Genomic DNA, 21,727 nt, shown 5'->3' with positions numbered 1-21,727 from the left:
ACGTCACGACTGCGGATATAGCTGTAGCAGCTCGTTTATTTGGCGGGCGATTTCATATCGGCTAGTGCCGACCTTGATTCGCTCATTTTTCAGTGCGAGATCTATCAGCTGACGTTGGTCGCTCGTTATGCTTAAATCTCTGCTCAAGCTCATACTTAGGGCTACGAGTGCTTGATACTGTTCGAAAGCCGAACGTGAGTTGTTGACCGTATGAGCAAGTCTTGATATATCTGCCAGCGATGGATTCGCCTGCATCAAGGCGATCGCCACGATACGGTTACCATCACTATCTTGGTCGAATATGTTTCGCACGGTCTGCCGGTCAAAGTTAATTATGCTCGAAAGATGGCGAGCGCTGCTAACGACTTCTTCCATTCTTCTGGTGCGTTCGCGACTGGGATCTTCGGTCTCGCGCAACCGTTCATAATCGGCTGCCGAGGATGCGACAGCTCCAAGAAGTTCAGCCGCTTCCCGCCTTAGTTCTGACGCACGCTCTGATTCGCCGTAAACCTCAGCGCGATCGGCTTCGTCGAGAAGCTCAATTGCTCGATCGGCTGCAGTTAGGGCTCGGCCGAGATACAGACGAGTGAATAACCACCCGCCGATGAAGCCTGCGATCGCAGAAAATACTATCAATGCGCCGCCAAACGAAGCGCTTCCGTCCATGCCGCCCAGAGAGGGCGCGACTGCGGTAAACAGATGCTGGCCGCCATCGGCGATGGTCCCTAACTGTGTCAGCGTGGCGCCGACGATTATCTTCGTCAGCCAGTCAGATATTTGCTCCAGGTTGGTGTTCCCGGCAAACCTGGGTGCCCTGCCACTCTCTGCGGTCGTTATATTGTCACCGTCACGGCTGAAAGTAAGTGCCCGCGGTATGCCGAAAAGGAATCCGAGAAGACCTCCCGCCAGCAGGCTGGCAAGTGCGTATCCGAGTGCGGATCCGATAACTTGTAATGGGTTCGGAGTGTTATAAGCGAAGAGCCCAATTGCAAGCATCAGCACTGATCCCCCGAGGGCTGCAGGCGCTATGCTCAGCCGAGAACGAGTGTGTCGGACGCGAGTGGAAGGTAAACGTTGCGTCCTTTTAGGACTCATCAAAATGCACCTCGACGGTCGCGATTCTGCACTTGATCTACGGTTGTGTAGAAACGATCTGCGACGGCAAGCAGTTTACCGCAACCATTGTGGCGACGGGGTGCTTTGGCCACTGCGAGATTCATGATGAAGGAGGCTGTCAGTCTAGGCGAGCTTGAGAGGGGCAGTGGTCCTGGTGGTGCGACAGATCAGGTCACGGCCGAAGTGGGTCGGAGATCGGGCACGAAGTACAGAGCGAATCTCGCTGACTGCCCTCTGAGTTCCGGTGAGTGGGGTGGATGGGCGCGAACGCCCCTACCTGACTGAAACGGGTTCTAGTGTCCGGCGTCATGAAGAGTTCGTTAATTTCATTGATAACTGCGGCTTTGGCGATATTCGCCGTGACGATGACTACCGCTCCACCACTCGCGACCGCGCAGCCGGAGGCCGAACTGGCGGTGGCGAGCGGGAAGATCGATCTGCAAGGGGCGGTGAATACCCGGGACATCGGCGGGTACCGGACCTACGACGGGGAGAAGACGAAGTCGGGCAAGGCGATTCGGTCGGACTCGCTGGAGAAACTGACCGACGCGGACGTGCAGAAGCTGGCGGGGCTGAAGGTGCAGACCGTCATCGATCTGCGCACGCCGGGGGGGGTGCAGTTCGCCGGCGCGGACAAGCCGATCCCGGGTGCGCAGGCGGTATCGCGGCCGATCGACGACACGGGACTGTTCCAGCAGATGCTGGCGGTGATCCAGACCCGCGACCCGCAGAAGCAGGAGGCGGCGCTCGGCAACGGCAAGGCCGAGCAGATCATGCTGAACATGTACACGACGTTCATCAGCCGCCCGGAGTCGCGCGCCGCGTTCGGGCAGACGCTGAAGGATCTTGCCAACACCGACAAGGCGACGCTGTACCACTGCACCGCGGGCAAGGACCGCACCGGCTGGACGACCTACGTGCTGCTGCGCGCGGTCGGCGTGCCGGAAGGCACTGCGCGGCAGGACTATCTGCTGTCCAACCAGTACCGTGCCGCGGCGGACGCGGCGCTGCGCCAGCAGGTGAAGCAGGCGGGCTTGATGCAGAACCCGGACCTGCTGATCCCGTTGCAGGAGGTCCGCCCCGAGTACCTCGACGCCGCGGTGAACAAGCTGGAGCAGGACTACGGCGATCTCGGCAAGTTCCTCACCAAGGGACTCGGCTTGGACGCGGGCACGATTCTCAAGCTGCGTAAGAACCTGGTCACGTAGCCGCTCGAAGACGTTCGGGCCCAACCGCTTACCCGCGGGTGGGCCCGATGTCGTCGCCACTGTCGTGCCCGGTCGCGGCGATCATCGACCCTATCCCCGCCTTCTGGGTTCCCGCTCCAGGACTCGCGGCGCAAACACCCGCGCGGATGTCAGAACCCTTGCGGCCGTAGCAGGCTCGCTACTTCTTTGCCTGCCCGCGCAGTGCGGCGGCCAGCTGGTCGGGCATCGATTCGTGCCGGGTGTAGGCACGGGTGAAATCGCCGGTCCCGTGCGACAGCGAACGCAGATCGATGGCATATCGGCTGAGTTCGAGTTCCGGTACCTCGGCATGGATTCGGGTCCGCCCGACCCCGTGCGGCTCGGTGCCGAGAACCCGCCCGCGACGGCTGGAGAGGTCGCTCAGCACCGGTCCGACGTAGTCGTCGGACACCACCACCCAGACCTCGGCGATCGGCTCCAGCAGCGAAACACCGGCGCCGGCCGCCGCTTCCCGCAACGCGAGCGCACCCGCGGTCTGGAACGCGGCATCGGAGGAGTCGACCGAATGCGCCTTGCCGTCGAACAGCGTCACCCGCACATCCACCAGCGGATAGCCGGCGGCGACCCCGCGCGTCGCCTGCGCGCGCACCCCCTTTTCCACCGACGGAATGAACTGGCGCGGAACGACTCCGCCGACCACCCGGTCCACGAACTCGATCCCGGAACCTCCGGGCAACGGCTCGACCTCGATCTCGCACACCGCGTACTGCCCGTGCCCGCCGGACTGCTTCACATGCCTGCCGCGACCGTTCGCCTTGCCCGCGAACGTTTCTCGTAACGCGACCTGATACTCGACCACATCCACCTGCACCCCGAACCTGGTCCGCAACCGCTCCAGCGCGACGTCACGATGCGCCTCGCCGAGACACCACAGCACCAGCTGATGGGTGTGCGCGTTGTGCTCGAGCCGCACGGCCGGGTCCTCGGCCGCCAGCCGGGCCAGGCTCTGCGAGAGCTTGTCCTCGTCGGCCTTGCTGTGCGCGGTGATCGCTATGGGCAGCAACGGATCCGGCATCTGCCACGGCTCGATCAGCAGCGGCTTGTCGGTGCCGGAGAGGGTGTCGCCGGTTTCCGCGCGATTGAGCTTGGTGACGTAGGCGATGTCGCCGGCGATGGCCTGGCCGAGCGGGCGCTGCCCCTTGCCGAACGGCGAGGAGACCGCGCCGACGCGCTCGTCCACATCGTGGCTCTCGTGGCCGCGTTCCTCCAGTCCGTGCCCGCAGACGTGCACCGTGTCGTCGGGGCGCAGGGTGCCGGAGAACACCCGCACCAGCGACACCCGGCCGACGTACGGATCGGACGCGGTGCGGATCACTTCCGCGGCGAGCGCGCCGTCCGGATCGCAGTCGAGGGTGCGCCGGGTGTTGCCGCCCGCGGCGGTGACGGCGGAGACGAGGTGCTCCGACGGCGTCGGAAAACCGCCGGTGATCAGGTCGAGCAGCTCGACGGTGCCCAAGCCTTGCTTCGCGCCCTCGGGCGCGGGCGCACCGAACAGGACCGGATGGAAACTACCCCTGGCCACGGCCCGTTCGAGATCGGTGACGAGGGTGGCGAGGTCGATCTCTTCGCCGCCGAGATAGCGCTCCATCAGGGTCTCGTCTTCGGATTCGGCGATGATGCCCTCGATGAGCCGGTTGCGCGCCTCGTCCAGCGTCGGCTGCTGCTCGGCGCTCGGCGTGGTCTCCACCCGCTGCCCGGAGGAGTAGTCGACCACGCAGTTCGGCAACAGCTCGATCAGCCCGGTGACCGGGCGATGGCCGTCCGCGCTCTTCGGTCCGTACACCGGAAGATGCAGCGGCAGAATGTTTTCCGACGCGCCGCCGCCGAGCACGGTGCGGCAGGTCTCGGTCATCTCCTCGAAGTCGGCCCGCGCGGTGTCCAGATGGGAGAGCACGATCGCCCGCGGCATACCGACCGCCGCGCACTCCTCCCACAGCGCCCTGGTCGCGCCGCTGACGCCCTCCGCGCCCTCGGCCGCCGAGATGACGAACAGCGCCGCGTCCGCCGCCCGCAGGCCGGCCCGCAGTTCGCCGACGAAGTCCGCGTAACCGGGCGTGTCCAGCAGATTGATCTTCATCCCCGACCAGGCCAGCGGAACCACGGACAACTGCACGGATCTGTGCTGCCGATGTTCGATCTCGTCGTAGTCCGAGAGCGAGGTTCCGTCCTCGACCCGCCCCGCCCGATTCACCGTCCCCGTGGTCAGCGCCATCGCCTCGACCAGCGTCGTCTTCCCCGACCCGCTGTGCCCGACCAGCACCACATTTCGAATCTGTTCCGGCCGCTCGGCCGCAAACACTCTGCCGTTGCCCCCTACGGTCCCACTCGACTTCTCCACTGTGCGTCTCGCTTCCTCGCGCCCCGACACCTGCGGTCCTTCGAGCTTCCCACCGGCGGTCGCCGCGCGTGCCCGGATCGGGAGATCCGATATGACGGACTGCGCGGTCCGTACCTGGTCAGCCGATCGCGACCACGGCCTCCACCTCGATGAGGAACTCCGGGCGAAACAGCCCGGCCACCTGGATGAGCGAGCTGGCAGGGTTGGGCAGGTCGCCGAGGACAGGGCGGAGGAACTCGTCGCGGACGTCGCGGATTTCTTGCAGTTTGCTGGTGTCGGTGACGAACCAGGTGAACTTGACCAGGCCGGTCCAGTCGGTGCCGAGGGCGTGCAGGATGTTCTGCAGGTTGGTCAGCGCCTGCCTGGTCTGCGCGGCCATGTCGTTCTCGCCGACCAGGTTGCCGTCCGCGTCCACCGCGATCTGGCCGGACACGTAGGCGAGGCCGTTGGAGGTGGTGATCGCGTGGGCGTAACCGAAGCCGGGGGCGACGCCGGGGATGTCGGTGAGCCGTTCGTTGATCTTCGCCATGCGCACAGCGTAGACGGCCTGGCCGGGGCCCGGGGGGAGTCTGAATCTTGCAGTCCTGCTATGAATTACGTGCATCCGGAGAACGCTCGAACTCGACCGCGCGGATGCGAGCCGGAGGGTTCGAGACATGCCGACCCCCGGTTGGGGGCTTGACCGGCGGGTGCCCGCGGGGTGAGAGTGCGGCATGGTTGTCACACAGGACGTGCCGCGCGCGACGCTGCGCAAAGTCACGCTTCGCCTGGTGCCGTTTCTCGGGCTGCTCTATTTCGTCAATTACCTCGACCGGGTCAATATCGGGTTCGCCGGGCCCAGCGGGATGAAGGCCGATCTAGGACTCACCGAGACGGCGTTCGGGTTCGCCTCCGGGATCTTCTTCCTCGGTTACCTGGTGCTCGAGGTGCCGAGCAATCTGGCGTTGCACAAGTTCGGGGCGCGCCGCTGGATCGCCCGGATCCTGGCGAGTTGGGGCGTGATCGCGACCGGCATGGCGTTCGTGCCCAACGAAACCGTCCTGTACATCCTGCGATTCGCGCTCGGTGTGGCGGAGGCGGGATTCTTCCCCGGCATCCTGCTGTACCTGACGTATTGGTTCCCGCAGAAGCAGCGGGCGAAGTTCGTCGCGCTGTTCATGGTCGCCGTGCCGATCTCCACCGCACTCGGTTCGACCATGTCCAGCTTGATCATTCAGTACGGGCACGGTGTATTCGGGCTCAGCGGCTGGCGATTCATGTTCCTCGTCGAGGGCGTGCCCGCGCTGCTGCTGGCCGTGGTCACCTGGTTCTTCCTCACCGATAGTCCCGCCCAGGCGAAGTGGCTCACCAGCGACGAACGGCGGTGGCTCAGTACCGAACTCGCCGCCGAGCAGGCCGCGGTGGAGCAGGCGGAGCAGTGGACGTTGCGCAAGGCGCTCACCGATACCCGGATCATCGGGCTCGCCCTCGTCTACGGCGGAATCGTGTACGGGCTCTACGCGTTGGGCTTCTTCCTGCCGACGATCATCAACGGATTCCAGCAGCAGTACGGCACGCACTATTCGGTGGTGCAGCGCGGTCTGATCAACGCGGTGCCCTACGTCATCGGCGCCGTCGTGATGGTCTGGTGGAGCAGGCACGGCGACCGGACCGGTGAACGTCCTTGGCACGTAGCGCTTCCGGCGCTGCTCGGCGGACTCGCCATCCCGGTCGCCCTTTATCTCGGCAATCCGATCGCCGCCATGACCGCCGTAACCGTCTGTGCCGTCGGCGTTCTGGCCGCCCTGCCCACCTTCTGGGCTCTGCCCAGCGCCTTCCTCACCGGCGCCGCCGCGGCGGGCGGCATCGCCCTGATCAACTCGATCGGCAACATCAGCGGCTTCGCCGCCCCGTACATCACCGGCGGACTGAAGGATTGGACCGGAACCCAGCGCGCCGGCCTCTGGGTCGTCGGTTTCGCCATGATCGGCTCCGCCATCGGCGCCCTGGTGCTGTGGAGGCGGACCGCCGTTGCCACACCGGAGGATTCGGTCTCGCTGAACAAACGGGAGTAAAGGTCTGACCGAGTCAGGTGCAGCCGAGGAGGATTCGCCTGGGAGGCTTTCGCCGACGTGGCTCTGATGGCGTACGCCGGATCACCCGCGGGGAGATCCGGCGTACGCACCGTGTTCAGTTGCCGAAGCGGGCCAGGACGGACGAGGCTTCCTGGGAGGCTGCGCCGCCCTCGGCGAGATGGGCCATGGCGGGGGCGATTTCGCGGCCGTGGTGGGCCATGGCCTGGCTGTACAGGCGGCCGGCGCGGTAGGACGAGCGGACCAGGGGGCCGGCCATGACGCCGGCGAAACCGATCTCCTCGGCCATCTTCGAGTGGTCGACGAATTCCTGCGGCTTGACCCAGCGGTCGACCGGGTGGTGCCGGGGGGAGGGGCGCAGGTACTGGGTGATGGTGAGGATGTCGCAGCCTGCCTCGTGCAGGTCGCGCATCGCCTGGGTGACCTCTTCCGGGGTCTCGCCCATGCCGAGGATCAGGTTGGACTTGGTGACCAGGCCGGCCTCGCGGGCCGCGGTGAGCACCGAGAGGGAGCGCTCGTAGCGGAAGGCGGGGCGGATGCGCTTGAAGATGCGCGGCACCGTTTCCAGGTTGTGCGCCAGCACCTCCGGGCGTGCGGAGAAGACCTCGGCCAGCTGATCGGGGACGGCGTTGAAATCGGGGATCAGCAGCTCGACGCCGGTGCTCGGGTTGAGTTGCTTGATCGCGCGCACGGTTTCGGCGTAGAGCCAGGCGCCGCCGTCTTCCAGATCGTCACGGGCGACGCCGGTGATGGTCGAGTAGCGCAGGCCCATCGCCTGCACGCTCTCGGCGACCCGGCGCGGCTCGTCCCGATCGAGTGCGGCGGGTTTGCCGGTGTCGATCTGGCAGAAGTCGCAGCGGCGGGTGCACTGCTCGCCGCCGATCAGGAAGGTGGCCTCCCGGTCTTCCCAGCATTCGAAGATGTTGGGACAGCCCGCTTCCTCGCACACCGTGTGCAGGCCTTCGCGTTTGACCAGGCCCTTGAGCTCGGAATACTCCGGGCCCATCTTGGCCTTGGTCCGAATCCATTGAGGTTTGCGCTCGATCGGGGTCTCCGCGTTGCGCGCCTCGATGCGTAGCAGTTTGCGTCCTGCCGGTGCTGAAGCTGAGGTCACTTGATCGACATTACGCCTACCGGATCAGGCGCTCGCGTCCCCTCCTGCCGGTGTGACGCGCGCAATATTGTGCGCGGTTACCGGCAGTTCGCCATTGAGCGCCCTGGCGATGGCGTCGGCGACGAGCGGCTTCACCTCGTCGACGGTTACTTCGCGGCCCAGCTCGCGCGAGAGCGTGGTGACGCCGGCGTCGCGGATGCCGCACGGGACGATCGCCTGGAAGCCGTCCATGGCCGAATTGCAGTTGAGCGAGATGCCGTGCAGGGCAACGCCGCGCTGCACCCGCACGCCGATCGCGGCGATCTTGCGTTCGGCGAACACGTCGGTCGCGGGCAGCCAGACCCCGGAGCGGCCCTCGATCCGGCCGCAGGTCAGGCCGAGGTCGGTGCAGACGGTGATCAAGGCTTCCTCGAGCCTGCGCACGTAGTGCACGACGTCGACCGGCTCGGCGAGCCGCACGATCGGGTAGCCGACCAGCTGGCCCGGGCCGTGCCAGGTGATCTTGCCGCCGCGGTCCACCTCGACCACCGGGCTGCCGTCGATGGGCAGATCCTCGGCCTCGGTGCGGCGGCCCGCGGTGTAGACCGAGGGGTGCTCGAGCAGCAGCAGGCGATCGGATCCGATGCCCTCGGCCCGTTCCGCGGCGATGGTGCGCTGCACGTCCCAGGCGCTGTGGTAGTCGATGAGTCCGAGATCCTCGACCACGATCGGGGTCGTATCGAATCGGGCGGACCACGTGGTGCGCGTGTCGTTCACGAGCTCGACGGTACGCCGGACGGCCACGTCTATTCCAGCTGTGCTCTGTGGAGCGCGCCACAAGGTAGCGGGTCTTCGCCGTCCCGCCTGCAACCGGCAGCCCCGCTAGCAAGTCGCCCACCAACGACGAATCGGGATTCAGTGGCACATGGTGGCGGTAAAACGCGAGAAGGTCCCGCCATGGTGTGCCACTGAATGTGGATTCAGTGGGCGTGGACCGGGAGGGTGAGTTGCATGAGGGTGAGGTCCATCCAGCGGCCGAACTTGTGGCCTACCTCGGGGAACTCGCCGATGACGCGGAAGCCGAAGCGTTCGTGGAGTTGGATCGAGCCGGTGTTGCCGGATTCGATGCCCGCGATGACCGCGTGCACGTGGCCGGACCGGCGTGCGCGGTCGAGCAACTCGGTGAGCAGAGCGGTGGCGATGCCGCGGCGCTGGAACCGCTCGTCGACGTACACCGAATTCTCCACGGTGAAGCGGTAACCCGCCTTCGGCCGCCACGGACCGTAGCTGGCGTAACCCGCGATCTCGCCGTCGACTTCGGCGACCAGGATCGGCAGCTGCGCGGCGGTGCGCGCCTCGAACCAGGCGACCCGCTCGTCCAGGCCGACCTGCTCCAGATCCCAGATCGCGGTCGAGGTGGCGATGTTCGCGTTGTGGATCGCGAGGATCGCGGGGAGGTCGTCGCGGTGCGCGTCCCGGATGCGGGTGGCGGGGCGGGTGTCGAGCTGGTCGGTCATCGATCGTCTCCGGGTCGGCCCGCCGTAGCGGCCAGTGCGGCGCCGATGGTCGGGTGCTGGAACTCGTAGCCCGCCTCCTCGAGGGCCGTGGGTATGGCTCTTGGTCCGCGCAGGATCGCCTCCTGCGCGAACTCGCCGATGAGCGCCCGCAGCGCGAACGCGGGCACCACCAGCGGGGTCGGCCGGCGCACGGATCGGCCGAGGGCCCGGCTGAATTCGGCGTTGGTGACCGGTGCCGGGCCGACGACGTTGAGCGGACCGGCGAGGGTATCGGTGCGGAGGGCGAAGACGATCGCGCCGATCTCGTCGGCCAGGGAGATCCACGGCGTGTATTGCCGCCCGCTGCCGAGTCGTCCGCCGAGGCCGAGCGAATACAGCGGGTGCAACATGCTCAGCAGACCACCGTGGCCGGACAGGACGACGGCGCTGCGCAACAGCACCGTGCGCACGCCCGCGTTGGCGGCGGGCCGGGTCGCGGCCTCCCAGTCGCGACAGAGCGTGGCGAGGAAACCCGAACCGGCGGGGGAGGTTTCGTCGACCACCCGGTCGCCGGTGTCGCCGCCGTAGAAGTGCACGCCGCTGGCGTTCAGCAGCGTCGGTACGCTCGCCTTGACGACCGCCGCGGCCAGCACGTCGGTGGGGGTGATCCGGCTGTCCCGCAGCTCTTGTTTGAAGCTGCCGTTCCAGCGGCGGCGCCCGATGCTCGCGCCGCACAGGTTGACCACCGCGTCCGCGCCGCGCAGTGCCCGCTCGTCCAGTTCCGCGCGGACCGGATCCCAGGTGAACTCGTCCGGCCCGGCCGCCCGCCGGCGAACCAGGCGGGCGACCTCGTGCTCGTCGCGGCGCAGGGCCGCGACGAGCGCTGTCCCGATCAGCCCGGACGAGCCGGCGATCACGACCTTCATGCGAACACGACGGCTAGAGACCGAGGTCGGCCTCGAACGCCGCTTCCTCGAGCCGGTGCCGGATCGTGGTGAGGAAGCGACCCGCGTCCGCGCCGTCGATCAGGCGGTGGTCGTAGGTCAGCGGCAGGTAGCACATCGAACGAACGCCGATGGACTCGCTGCCGGTGTCGTCCTTGACCACCACCGGGCGCTTGACGATCGCACCCGTGCCGAGCATGCCCGCTTGCGGCGGAAGCAGGATCGGGGTGTCGAACAGGGCGCCCTGGCTGCCGATGTTGGTGATGGTGAACGTGCCACCGGACAGCTCGTCCGGCTTGAGGCCACCGTTGCGCGCGCGGTTGGCGATGTCGGCGATGGCGCGCGCCAGGCCGGCCAGCGACAGGTCGCTCGCGTTGTGGATCACCGGGGAGAGCAGGCCCTGCTCGGTGTCGACGGCGATGCCGAGGTGCACCGCGGCGTGGTAGGTGACTTCCTTGGTCGAGTCGTTGTAGCTGGCATTGACGTTCGGGTGCACGCCGAGCGCCTCGACGACGGCCTTGGCGAAGAACGGCAGGAACGTCAGGTTGACGCCCTCGCGCTCCTTGAACGCTGCCTTGGCCTGGGCCCGCAGCGCCGCGATCTTGCTGACGTCGGCCTCGTGCACCTGGGTCAGCTGCGCGGTGGTGCGCAGCGATTCCAGGGTCTTGGTCGCGGTGATCTGGCGGATGCGGTTCGCCTTCTGCACGGTGCCGCGCAGATGGGCCAGCTTCGCACTGGCGGCCGCCGGAGCGGCCGGCGCCTTGGCCGCAGGAGCCGCGGCCGGTGCGGCGGCGGCCGGGGCCGGCGCCTTCTTGGCCTCGGCGGCGGCGAGCACGTCCTGCTTGCGGATGCGTCCGCCGACACCGGAACCGGTGAGCGCGGACAGATCGACGCCGTTCTCGTCGGCCAGCTTACGAACCAGCGGGGTGACGTACGGTGTCGCGCCGTTGCCGCTGGAGTCCGACTCGGCCGGGGCCTTGGCCGCGGCGGGCGCCGGAGCCTTGGGGGCCGGGGCAGCGGGCTTGGGCTCCGGCTTCGGCGCGGGTGCCGCTTCCTGCTTGGGTTCGGGCTTCGGCTCGGGCTTGGGTTCCGGCTTCGGCTCGGGCTTGGGCTCGGGCTTCGGCGCGGGGGCCGCCGCCTTGGCCGGGGAACCGCTGCCGATCACGCCGAGCTGTCCACCCACAGCGACGACATCGTCTTCCTGCGCGGTGATCTCGAGCAGCTTGCCCGCGACCGGCGAGGGGATTTCGGTGTCGACCTTGTCGGTGGAGACCTCGAGCAGCGGCTCGTCCACGGCTACGTCGTCGCCGACCGCCTTGAGCCACCGGGTCACGGTGCCCTCGGTGACGGACTCGCCCAGCTCGGGCATCTTGACCGGGGTGCCGTCGCCGGACGACGCGGGCGCGGCCTCGGCGGCGGGCGCGGGTGCCTCTTCTTCGGCGGCAGGCTCGGGCTCGGCGGCGGCGACCTCTTCGGCGGGAGCCTCCTGCGCGGGCGCGTCAGCGGCTTCGGGGGCGGGAGCCGAACTCGGCTCGGGCGCCTCGCCGGCCTCGCTGATCACGCCGAGCTCACCACCGACCTCGACCACATCATCTTCCTGGGCGACGATCTTCGACAACACGCCCGCCTGCGGGGACGGGATCTCCGTGTCGACCTTGTCGGTGGAGACCTCGAGCAGCGGCTCGTCGACCTCGACCGTGTCTCCTTCCTGCTTCAGCCACCGGGTGACCGTTCCCTCGGTGACGCTCTCACCAAGAGCTGGCATCTGGACGGAGAAGGCCATGTCCTCTGACTCCTCTGACTGCTCGACGGGTTTCTACAACAGTTGATCTCTCTGCGGACCCCCGGCGCGGGTTGCGGCGCGAGTCCGAAAGCCACCGATCATTGTGCGTGGCACCGGAGATCTGTGTGGTTCTTGTACCGCGATCCATCCTTGCACTCGTCCGCTCGGCGCGTAGCACAAGGGCGGCGAACTCCACAGAGCTGGCAAGATAGAGGTACCGATGCGTTCGAGGTATCGGGGTGCGAAAGGAGGTGCGCGTCGTTGGGTTTGCTGGATCGTTTCCGAGGCGGCGCGACCCGGGGTGGCAGCGCATTACGTGCGGGTTCCGGGGGTAGCGAGGATGCCCGTTATCTGGCCGAGTGGGTGCGTGCCCACGTGGGCGTCGAAGGCTATTTGGAGCCGAAAACTACCGTGACGGATGTCACTGTCGTGTTGGTCGCGGCCGACGGTGAGTGGACCCGCCGGATCGTCGGCGAGCGCGGAGCGCGACGGCTTGCCAAGGATTTGCGGATTCCCGTTTACGAGGCCGCGAAGACCGGATATCCGCAGCGGATGCGCGACTACGACGCGCGCAAACGGATCGAGCGGCAGCGCGCGTTCGAGGAAGATCTGCGCGAGCTATAGCCGCTGGCTACCGCCGGGCGACCCGTTTTCGTGCCGGAGTTGTCCTGATTTTTCGGGCCGGAAATCCAGGGTGAATCGGCGCCCGAAGCAGATCGCAAACCGGTCAAGCGCTCGACCTTGCCACGCCCGCGCGTCGTTGATCGAGAGGGAACTGGTGCTGTTTGCTTCCCGGCCGATGCCAGCACCAGTTCCCCATGATCATTCGTCCAGCTCTACCGGATCTGCGTCGTCGGAGTCGCTCGACTCCGGCGACGGTTCGATCACTCTCCGGCGATGTCCTCGATGACCGCGATCAGCGTGCGGACCGGAACGCCGGTGCCGCCCTTGCCGATGTAGCCGAACGGGCCGCCGGTGTTGTATGCCGGGCCCGCGACGTCCAGGTGCGCCCACTGCACGCTCTCCGGGACGAACTCCTTCAGGAACAGGCCCGCCGAGAGCATGCCGCCCCAGCGGTGCGGTGCGACGTTGGCCAGGTCGGCGATCTTCGAGTTCAGGTCCGCGCGCAGTTCGGCGGGCAGCGGCATGGCCCAGCCGTTCTCACCGTTCGCCCGGGAGATCTCGGCGACCCGGTCGCGGAACTCCTCGGTGCCCATGATGCCGGGGGTGCGGGTGCCCAGCGCCACCATCTGCGCGCCGGTTAGGGTCGCCACGTCGATCAGGTAGTCGGGCTCGTCCTCGCTCGCCCGCACGATCGCGTCGGCCAGGATGAGCCTGCCCTCCGCGTCGGTGTTGATCACCTCGACGGTGGTGCCGCCGTACTGGGTGAGCACGTCGCCGGGGCGCTGCGCGGTGGCCGAGGGCATGTTCTCCGCCATCGGCACGGTCGCGGTGACCGTGACCGGCAGGCTCAGCCGGGCGGCGAGCAGCGCGGTGGCCACGACCGCGGCGGCGCCGGCCATATCCGAGGTCATGTTCTCCATGTTCTGCGCGGGCTTGATCGAGATGCCGCCGGTATCGAAGGTGATGCCCTTGCCGACCAGCGCGACCTTCTTCGGGCCGCCCGCGTAGGTGATCCGGACGAGCCGCGGCGGGCGCGAGGAACCCTTGCCCACACCGAGCACGCCGCCGTAACCGCCTGCGTCCAGGGCGGTTTCGTCGAGCACCTCGACCTCGAGACCGGCTGCCTCCGCCAATTCCTGTGCGCGGGCGGCGAATTCGGCAGGATAGAGGTGGCTCGGCGGCGTGTTGACGAAATCCCTTGCGGTGGCGATGGCTTCGGCGACCAGCTGGGCGCGGAACAGCTCCTCCTCGCCGAATTCCGGTTCGGGGACCAGGAATTCGACCCTGGCCACCGGGCGCTCGTCCGGCTTCGGCGCGGATTTGCCTGACTTGAACGGCGTGAACGTGTAGGCGCCGAGGTAGAAACCCTCTGCGGCGGCGCCGATGTCGAGGCCGGACAGCGTGGTCGCCACCAGTTCGGTGCCGGACAGCGTGCGCGCGGCGACACCGGCCGAGCGGCGGATCTGCTCGGCGTCGATCTTCTCCGCGGCGCCCAGGCCGACGGCGAGCACGCTGGTCACCCCGTCCAATCCGGCCGGAGCGGGCACCCGGGTCAGCTCCTCGGCCTTGCCCTTCGCGCCGACCGCGCCGAGCTGATCCAGCAGTTCCGCGCGGAGGTCGGCGGGCAGCACGTCGCCGAACAGGTCCTCGGGCACGATGGCCGGGCCGTTCTCGGACGAGGTGAGGCCGACGACGAGGACATCGGTATCCGCGGCGATGGTCTGCGTACGGGCGAGCTCCGGTCCGAGGGAGCGATCTGCAACAGCGGTCATGGGCTCAGGCTACTGGGCAGTCGGATTGCGATTCCGTCGAGGAGTAAGGCGAGTCCGGTGTCGAGGATTCGGTCCAAGTCCAGGTCGGGGCCCGGCTCGCCGCCGGAGAAGAGGCGGTGCAGGACCGGGCGGACGGCCGGGTCGAGCAGCTCGGGGAGGTCGGCCGGGCGCTCCGGGTGCTTGCCGCGCTGCCGGTCGGCGCGTTCCGAACCGGTCAGCAGGGCGAGGCCCTGGACCAAGCCCGAGAAGGACAGGTAGATGGCGAGCATCTGCTCGCGGGTCAGGCCGTGGTGGTCGAGGGCGGTGAAGGAACGTTCGAGGATGTCGAGCAGGGCGGGGCCGATCGGCGGGCGGGTGCGGGCCAGGATCGGCAGCATCCACGGGTGCCGCTGGTAGAGCTGCCATTCTGCCTGCGCCTCGTAGCTGAGTTTGGCTCGCCAGTCGGTGAGATCGGTTGCCGGCGGGCCGATTTCGGCGAGTACCAGCTCGGCCATGCCGTCGAGGAGCGCCTCGCGGTCGGGGAAGTAGCGGTACAGGCCGGCGGTGGCCGCGCCGAGTTCGCTGGCCAGGCGGCGCATGGAGAGGGCGTCTATGCCGTCGCGATCGGCGAGGTCGACGGCGGTGCGCAGGATGGCGATCGTGGTCAGTTTCGCTGGTCGCGCGGGACGGGGCGCGGGGGTCACGTCGTCGCGGCGGGCGCGGTAGGCGCGGGCCTGGCAGGCGCGGGAGCAGTACCGGCGCTTGCGGCCGCGCGACGGTTGCGCGAGGGCGTTCCCGCAGATCCCACAGGCCATGCCGGCCTCCATTTCGACACACGAACACTTGTGACGAAACAGTAGCTGTATCGCCGTGACCTGCCTACCTTGGCGAAAGCACACAGCGTTCACGACGAAAGGGTCAGCGGATGGAGATCACGGTTCGACAGGCGAGCAAGCAGGATCGCGATGCGGTGATCAAGGCCTTCGCGATCGCCAGCCCCGATGAGGTGGTGACCGCCTGGATCCTCGACGGACACCCGATCGAGCAGTTCAGCGATCAGTACGTGCCCGCGCTCATCGACCGTGCGCTGAGCGACGACGAGATCTGGATTGCCGGCACCGAGTCGGAAATCTGGGCGATATCCATTTGGCAGCACGTGACCTCGGCCGGCCGGCTCGAGCGCGAGGCAGCCGAAGCCCGCGCACTGGCCGAGTCCGTTCCCGACGTCCGCGCGCTCCAGCGAGCCGCCATCGTCAGCGACCTACTCGAGCACTCCCACCCCCGCGAATTCCCGCACCGGTATTTGCAGGTCATCGTCACGGTCCCCGAACACCGAGGCAAAGGCGCAGGCGCCGCCATCCTCGCGGCCCAAACAAAAGCCGCCTCTTCCGCCGCGGTCCCCGCCTACCTCGAAGCCAGCACCGACCGCTCCGCCCGCCTCTACACCCGCATGGGCTTCGCCCAAACCGGCACCACCCACGACCTCCCCGACGGAGGACCAACCCTGCGCCCCATGTGGTTCCGCGGATAGAAACCGTCGAACGGGACATGGTCGAGGCAAAGCGCGAGTGCCACCCCCACCACGTCCCGTTCGCTGAATAGCGAGCCGTCGATCGGGACGTGGTGGTGGCGAAGCGCGAGTGCAGCCGCCCTGATGTCCCGTTCGCCCGGATCGTGAATTGCCGACCGGGCCATGACATCGGTGAGGTGCGAGTGTCGCCGCCATGATGTCCCGTTCGTCGGATCGTGAGTCGCTGAGTGGGCGTGGTGGCGGTGAAGTGGGAGTGGCAGTGTCGTCGGGTTCCATTCGGTCGGCTCGGAAGCGTCTGGCTGGGCCGGATGTGATGGGTTGGTGGGTGGTTTTGATGGTGGTTGGTGACGGGGTCCGATGACGTCGGGGAGGGGGTGTCGTCTGGGGGATCAGACGGTGGGGGTGAGGGAGCGGGCCCGGAGTGCGGGTGGGGCGGATAAGCTCGCCGAGTGACCGACTCGAACCTGCTGCAAGGCCCTATCCATGGTGTACACGTCGAGCTGGGGGCGACTTTCGCGCCGTTCGGCGGGTGGGAAATGCCCGTCTCCTACGAGGGGACGGTGGCCGAACATCAGTCGGTCCGCACCACGGTCGGGTTGTTCGATGTGAGCCATCTGGGCAAGGCGACGGTGCGTGGTGCGGGCGCCGCGGCATTCGTGAACTCTGCGCTCACCAACGATCTGGGCCGGATCCGCCCGGGCAAGGCGCAGTACACGCTGTGCTGTGCGCCCGATGGCGGCGTGATCGACGACCTGATCGCCTACTACGTGAGCGACGACGAGATCTTCCTGGTCCCCAATGCCGCGAACACCGCGTCGGTGGTCGCGGAGTTGCAGAAGGTGGCGCCCGAGGGCATCACGGTGACCGACGAGCACCGCGAGTACGGCGTCTTCGCCGTGCAGGGTCCGCGCTCGACCGAGGTGCTCGCCGCACTCGGCTTGCCGACCGACATGGAATACATGGCCTACGCCGACGCCGAATGGGACGGGCGTCCCGTGCGCGTCTGCCGCACCGGTTACACCGGCGAGCACGGTTACGAACTGCTGCCCCGCTGGGCCGACGCCGAGCCGCTGTTCCGCGCTCTCGTCACGCAGGTGAAAGCCGCCGACGGCCAGGCCGCAGGACTCGGCGCCCGCGACACCCTGCGCACCGAGATGGGCTACCCGCTGCACGGCCACGAACTGTCGCTGGAAATCTCCCCCGTCCAGGCCCGCACCGGCTGGGCGGTCGGCTGGAAGAAGCCGGAGTTCTGGGGCAAAGCCGCACTGGAGCAGGAGAAGTCGGCCGGTCCGCGCCGCACCCTGCTCGGCCTCAAGGCCCTCGACCGCGGCGTCCTTCGCCAAGGCCAGAGCGTTCTGCGCGACGGCGAACCAGTCGGCGAAACCACCTCCGGCACCTTCTCGCCCAGCCTCAAGATCGGCATCGCCCTCGCCCTGCTCGACACCGAAGCGGGCATCGAACCCGGCACCGAGGTCGAGGTGGACGTCCGCGGCCGCCGCCTCCGCTGCGAGGTCATCCGCCCACCGTTCGTGGAGACGAACACGAAGTAGGTCGTGGTCGCCGCGCAAGATGACGTAGTGGTGCGCGGCCAAAGCGCGCACCCACTTCACCGATTGCGCGACGGCCACGCGCAGGACCGCTCGAAAACACACGCGCTCCCTGTGAGGTGCTGTGCATCGTGCGGCCATTCAGCACATGACGTGCGCGAGATCGTGGGGACGTGCGCGAGACCGGGAGGACGTGCACGAGACCGAGGTGCGGCGTGAGATGGCGGGGGCGTGTGCGATCGCGGGGACGCGGGGTGCGGCGCGAAATAACGGGGACGTGTGCGAGATCGGGTGCGGCGTGAGATGGCGGGGGCGTGTGCGAGATCGGGTGCGGGACGTGGGACCGGTGCGACGTGCGGGCACGAGGTGAGGTGTGGCGTTGCGTCGCGGGGAGATACGTGGGCTCAAGGTGTCGCGTCGCGGTCCGGTGCGGTGCGGTGCGGTGCGACGTGTGGACTTGAGTTGAGGTGTGGCGTCGCGGGGAGGTGCGAGGGCTCGAGGCGAGGTGTGGAGTCGTGCGCAAACTCGGGTGAGGTGCGTGCCTACCGAGAGTTCCGCTCGTCCACCGTGTGTCGCGTCCTCTTCGAGGGTCGTGTCTCATTGTTGAGGGGGTGACGCGCATTTGCGCACAGAACCTGCCCCGGGGGTCGTGGGATGACCTCAGCGGCGTGGCGTTGGCGCGACACGGTGTGTCGTACGGCAAGTCGCGGCGTGGCGTACTCCTCGGTGCGCAAGGTGCGTACTGGCCGGTGTGATTTCCTGGGGCGAATTGGGACGCGGGGTGCACATTGGTGCGCGAGTGGCGGGGGTGGCGGGAAGTTCTGCGGTACGAGGGGCAATCGGCCGCAAAGCTTGAAAGCGGCTTGGCTAGGATCAGGGCCATGACCGTTGCTGCACAGTTTGCCCGTGTCCCGCATCCCGCGCCCGCCCCGGCGCAGCGGGTACAAGAGGTACTGGCGGCGCCCGGGTTCGGGCGGTTCTTCACCGATCACATGGTCTCGATCGACTACATCGATGGCGAGTGGACCAACGCGCGCGTCGAACCGTACGGACCGCTGGCCCTCGACCCCGCGACCATGGTCTTCCACTACGGCCAGGCCATCTTCGAGGGACTCAAGGCGTACCGGCACGGCGACGGCAGCGTCGCCTGCTTCCGCATCGACGCGAACGCCGCACGGTTCCGCAGGTCCGCCCGCCGGATGGCGATGGCCGAACTGCCCGAGGAACTGTTCATCGAATCCGTGCGTCAGCTGCTCGAGGTGGACCGCGACTGGGTGCCCGCCGCGGGCGGCGAGGACTCGCTGTACCTGCGCCCCTTCATGTTCGCCACCGAGGCGGGGCTCGGCGTGAAGCCCGCCGCCGGCTACAAGTACCTGCTCATGGCCTCTCCGGCCGGCGCCTACTTCCCGCGTGGCGTGAAGCCGGTGCGAGTGTGGCTGTCGACCGAGTACGTGCGCGCCGCGCCCGGCGGCACCGGCGAGGCGAAGGTCGCGGGCAACTACGCCGCGTCGCTGCTCGCCCAGGCCGAGGCGACGGAAAAGGGCTGCGACCAGGTGGTCTGGCTGGACGCGTGCGAGCGCCGCTACGTCGAGGAGATGGGCACCAACAACCTGTTCTTCGTCTTCGGCGCCGGCTCGGACGCGCGGTTGGTGACCCCGGAACTGTCCGGTTCGCTGCTGCCCGGCATTACCCGCGACTCGCTGCTCACCCTCGCCGCCGACTCCGGATTCAAGGTCGAAGAGCGCAAGGTGTCGGTCGAGGAATGGCGCAAGGGCGCCGAATCCGGTGAAATCACCGAGGTTTTCGCGTGCGGTACCGCCGCGGTGATCACCCCCGTCGGCTGGGTCCGCTCCGACGACGGCGAGTTCACCATCGGCGGTGGCGAGCCGGGCGAGGTCACCATGGCGCTGCGCGACACGCTCACCGGCATCCAGCGCGGCACCTTCGCCGACATCCACGGGTGGATGCGCAGCATGTAGTCGATCGAGTGGCACACCACGGCGGGGGTCTCTCGCGATTTGCCGCCATGGTGTGCCACTCGATTCGGTGGTTCTTGGCGTGACGTACTGGGCTCGCTCCAGGATTGCCTGTGCTGTCGATTCGGTTACGTGGCCATGGCCGAGCCGTGGTGCGCGGGCGGGTCGATATCGTGCGTGTCAACTCAGTTGCGCGTGAACCTGTGTCGCTCGATTCGGGTGGGTGGCCATGGCTGAGCTGCGGTATGCGCGCGGATCGGCATCGCGCGTGTCAACTCAGCTGAGCACACTCGACTCGGTTGTTCTCGTCGTGACGTAGGGGGCCCGCTCTAGGTGAAGCAGCGGCGTTGATTCTGGCGTGTGGCGATGGGCGACCGGCGTGGTGCTCGGCGGCATCGTGTGCCAATTGGCTGGGCGTGCACGTTGTGCCACTCGATCAGGTGTTCTTGTATTGACGTAGTGATGCTCGCGTCAAATGGGTTCTTGCGGCGTCGATTCGGGCGAGTGACGATGGCCCGACCCGGCGTGGTGCTCGGGTCGGCCATCGTGCGGGCCAATCAGCTCGGCATGAACATGTGCCACTCGTCGAGGGTTTTGGGGCGCAAGACGTAGTTCTTGTCCCGGACAGTGGAGAGCGGGGCGAAAGGCTCCTGCGAATACCAGTGGCCTGGGTAGACGACCGGAGCGCCGGATAACTCGGCCAGATACCGGAGGCTGCGGAACATTTCGTCGGAATCGCCGCCCGGGAAATCGGTGCGGCCGCAGCCGTCGACGAACAGGGTGTCGCCCGCGATGAGCCGGTCGTCGAACAGGAAGCATTGGCTGCCCGGCGTGTGCCCGGGGGTGTGCAGCAGTTCGATATCGAAGGCGCCGACGCTTACCTTGTCGCCGTGCTCGTGGCCGGTGAGTTCGCTCGGCGCGATGCCGGTGACGTTGGCCACCCAGGAAAGCTCCTGCGCGTTGATATGCACTGGGACACTTGTCTTTTCGAGCAATTCACGCACCCCGCCCAGGGTGAACCCGAGCATCGTCCCACCGACATGGTCCGGATGGTGATGGGTCGCCAGCACCCCCGTCAGCCGCAGCCCGTCCCCCTCGGCGATATCGACCAGATCGCCCGCCGCATAGGCCGGATCGACCACCAGGCACTCGCCGGTCTCCTGATCCCCGATCAGATACGCGAAATTCCGCATCTGCGTCGCAATCGGATCGCCGACGGCGTAGTCCCTCCCCGACAACAGCTGGCGAAAATACAGGCGCTCAGAAGACATACCGCACACCTTATTGCCCGACCCAGACGATCCGCGCGTCGCAGCCGCAAATAGTTTGCTGCGCCGTGCCCTCCGGCCCCGGAAACCTGGACATCCTTGGGAGTGGGGCGGTCAGAGGTTGAGGGAGAGGGTGGCGGCGGTTAGGGAGACGGTTAATTCGATGGTGGCACCGAGGGGGTCGCCGGAGAGGCCGGCGAAGCGGCGGACGGTGTGGCGGATGAGGATGGTCGAGGCGGCCAAGGCGATGAGGACGGCGAGCGGGCCTTGCCAGTGGTTGAGGGTGGCGAGGGTGGCGGCGGCGAGGGCGGCCACGGACCATGCTGCGCCGGTGAGCGGGGGTTGGGTGCCGGCCACGAGGGCGCCGAAGCCGGCGTCGGGGGCGGCGGCGATTCCTTCGCGGCAGGCGAGAACGACTGCGACGCGGCCGACGGTTACGGCGAGAGCTACGGCGAACCAGCGGTCCGCCTCGGCCAGCGCGGCGAAGGAAAACGCTTGGACGCCAATGGAGAACACGATGGCGGCTACCCCGAACGGGCCCGCACCGCCGCTCTTCATGATCTGCCTGGCCCGCTCGGGCGGACCGTAGCTACCGAGCCCGTCCATAGTGTCGGCGAGCCCGTCCAGATGCATGCCCCGCGTGATCAACGCCAACGCCCCGACCACCAGCAGCCCGGCAAGCGCCGCACTGGCCCCCGCCCACACCAACACCCACAGCAGCCCGGCCGCCCCGGCTCCGAGCAGTCCACCAACCAACGGCGCCAACGCAATTGCCCGCCCGGCCACCGCCCGGTCGACACTGTCCGGCCCGCGCACCGGCAAAACAGTGAGCCACGAAACCGCGAGCCGCAACCCGCTCATCCGGACAATCCCAGGTTTGCCCGGCCGCATCGCGCACCCGGAACACCTTGTGCGGCAATCGAATAACGGAAGGCGGGGAC

Annotated in this window: 18 protein-coding genes; 6 read left to right on the top strand and 12 right to left on the bottom strand. The window is 67.6% G+C overall.

Features of this window, described 5'->3' with window-relative positions:
* Window positions 1–3: 3 nt before the first annotated feature.
* Window positions 4–1,002 carry a hypothetical protein gene (locus ACFYO1_RS25955; protein WP_387236060.1) on the bottom strand — a complete coding sequence of 333 codons (999 nt, stop codon included), beginning with the start codon at window positions 1,000–1,002 and terminating at the stop codon, window positions 4–6.
* 479 nt (window positions 1,003–1,481) lie between these two features.
* Here ACFYO1_RS25955 and ACFYO1_RS25950 point away from each other — a divergent pair, with 479 nt between their 5' ends.
* Window positions 1,482–2,324 carry a tyrosine-protein phosphatase gene (locus tag ACFYO1_RS25950; RefSeq protein WP_387236057.1) on the top strand — a complete coding sequence of 281 codons (843 nt, stop codon included), beginning with the start codon at window positions 1,482–1,484 and terminating at the stop codon, window positions 2,322–2,324.
* Between the two features lie 178 nt (window positions 2,325–2,502).
* Here ACFYO1_RS25950 and ACFYO1_RS25945 read toward each other — a convergent pair whose 3' ends face one another.
* A complete protein-coding gene (locus tag ACFYO1_RS25945; RefSeq protein WP_387236055.1) occupies window positions 2,503–4,701 on the bottom strand; it encodes an elongation factor G-like protein EF-G2 in 2,199 nt (732 codons plus the stop codon).
* A 118-nt stretch (window positions 4,702–4,819) separates the two neighbouring features.
* Complete coding sequence (locus tag ACFYO1_RS25940) at window positions 4,820–5,230, bottom strand: RidA family protein (protein ID WP_387236052.1); 411 nt, start codon at window positions 5,228–5,230, stop codon at window positions 4,820–4,822.
* A gap of 184 nt (window positions 5,231–5,414) precedes the next feature.
* Here ACFYO1_RS25940 and ACFYO1_RS25935 point away from each other — a divergent pair, with 184 nt between their 5' ends.
* Window positions 5,415–6,755: an MFS transporter gene (locus ACFYO1_RS25935; protein WP_387236049.1), complete on the top strand. Its 1,341-nt coding sequence runs from the start codon at window positions 5,415–5,417 to the stop codon at window positions 6,753–6,755.
* A gap of 115 nt (window positions 6,756–6,870) precedes the next feature.
* Here the strand turns inward: ACFYO1_RS25935 and lipA are convergent, their stop codons facing one another.
* From lipA to sucB, 5 genes are all read right to left on the bottom strand, one after another.
* Window positions 6,871–7,887, bottom strand: a complete 1,017-nt coding sequence (gene lipA / locus ACFYO1_RS25930; protein WP_387236046.1) for a lipoyl synthase — start codon at window positions 7,885–7,887, stop codon at window positions 6,871–6,873.
* Between the two features lie 24 nt (window positions 7,888–7,911).
* Complete coding sequence (lipB, locus tag ACFYO1_RS25925) at window positions 7,912–8,643, bottom strand: lipoyl(octanoyl) transferase LipB (RefSeq protein ID WP_387236043.1); 732 nt, start codon at window positions 8,641–8,643, stop codon at window positions 7,912–7,914.
* 203 nt (window positions 8,644–8,846) lie between these two features.
* Window positions 8,847–9,383, bottom strand: a complete 537-nt coding sequence (locus ACFYO1_RS25920) for a GNAT family N-acetyltransferase (protein ID WP_387236040.1) — start codon at window positions 9,381–9,383, stop codon at window positions 8,847–8,849.
* Complete coding sequence (locus tag ACFYO1_RS25915; protein ID WP_387236037.1) at window positions 9,380–10,288, bottom strand: TIGR01777 family oxidoreductase; 909 nt, start codon at window positions 10,286–10,288, stop codon at window positions 9,380–9,382. The genes ACFYO1_RS25920 and ACFYO1_RS25915 overlap by 4 nt, the downstream gene beginning before the upstream one ends.
* A 13-nt stretch (window positions 10,289–10,301) precedes the next feature.
* Window positions 10,302–12,089, bottom strand: a complete 1,788-nt coding sequence (gene sucB / locus ACFYO1_RS25910; RefSeq protein WP_387236034.1) for a 2-oxoglutarate dehydrogenase, E2 component, dihydrolipoamide succinyltransferase — start codon at window positions 12,087–12,089, stop codon at window positions 10,302–10,304.
* Window positions 12,090–12,350: 261 nt separating this feature from the next.
* On the opposite strand from sucB, the gene ACFYO1_RS25905 reads away from it, so the two are divergent.
* Entirely contained in the window at window positions 12,351–12,713 is a 363-nt protein-coding gene (locus ACFYO1_RS25905; RefSeq protein WP_387236031.1) for an oxidoreductase, read from the top strand.
* A gap of 260 nt (window positions 12,714–12,973) precedes the next feature.
* Here ACFYO1_RS25905 and ACFYO1_RS25900 read toward each other — a convergent pair whose 3' ends face one another.
* Both ACFYO1_RS25900 and ACFYO1_RS25895 read right to left on the bottom strand, forming a co-directional pair.
* Window positions 12,974–14,485, bottom strand: coding sequence for a leucyl aminopeptidase (locus tag ACFYO1_RS25900; RefSeq protein ID WP_387236028.1), 1,512 nt, complete (start codon window positions 14,483–14,485; stop codon window positions 12,974–12,976).
* Entirely contained in the window at window positions 14,482–15,279 is a 798-nt protein-coding gene (locus tag ACFYO1_RS25895) for a TetR/AcrR family transcriptional regulator C-terminal domain-containing protein (protein ID WP_387236025.1), read from the bottom strand. Before ACFYO1_RS25895 ends, ACFYO1_RS25900 begins: the two co-directional genes overlap by 4 nt.
* A 110-nt stretch (window positions 15,280–15,389) precedes the next feature.
* Here ACFYO1_RS25895 and ACFYO1_RS25890 point away from each other — a divergent pair, with 110 nt between their 5' ends.
* From ACFYO1_RS25890 to ACFYO1_RS25880, 3 genes are all read left to right on the top strand, one after another.
* Window positions 15,390–15,995: a GNAT family N-acetyltransferase gene (locus tag ACFYO1_RS25890; protein WP_387236022.1), complete on the top strand. Its 606-nt coding sequence runs from the start codon at window positions 15,390–15,392 to the stop codon at window positions 15,993–15,995.
* 449 nt (window positions 15,996–16,444) lie between these two features.
* On the top strand, window positions 16,445–17,545 hold the full coding sequence (gene gcvT, locus ACFYO1_RS25885) for a glycine cleavage system aminomethyltransferase GcvT (protein WP_387236019.1): 1,101 nt from the start codon (window positions 16,445–16,447) through the stop codon (window positions 17,543–17,545).
* Window positions 17,546–18,423: 878 nt separating this feature from the next.
* Window positions 18,424–19,521, top strand: coding sequence for a branched-chain amino acid aminotransferase (locus tag ACFYO1_RS25880; RefSeq protein WP_387236017.1), 1,098 nt, complete (start codon window positions 18,424–18,426; stop codon window positions 19,519–19,521).
* A 554-nt stretch (window positions 19,522–20,075) separates the two neighbouring features.
* Here the strand turns inward: ACFYO1_RS25880 and ACFYO1_RS25875 are convergent.
* Both ACFYO1_RS25875 and ACFYO1_RS25870 read right to left on the bottom strand, forming a co-directional pair.
* A complete protein-coding gene (locus ACFYO1_RS25875; RefSeq protein WP_387236015.1) occupies window positions 20,076–20,789 on the bottom strand; it encodes an MBL fold metallo-hydrolase in 714 nt (237 codons plus the stop codon).
* A 111-nt stretch (window positions 20,790–20,900) separates the two neighbouring features.
* The gene (locus tag ACFYO1_RS25870; protein WP_387236013.1) at window positions 20,901–21,647 is read right to left on the bottom strand and encodes an adenosylcobinamide-GDP ribazoletransferase; all 747 of its coding nucleotides are present in this window, start codon (window positions 21,645–21,647) and stop codon (window positions 20,901–20,903) included.
* Between the last annotated feature and the right edge of the window lie 80 nt (window positions 21,648–21,727).

Origin of the sequence: Nocardia sp. NPDC006044 (genome assembly GCF_042871115.1) — a bacterium.
Classification (GTDB): domain Bacteria; phylum Actinomycetota; class Actinomycetes; order Mycobacteriales; family Mycobacteriaceae; genus Nocardia.
This window is presented reverse-complemented; position numbering and strand designations above follow the sequence as displayed.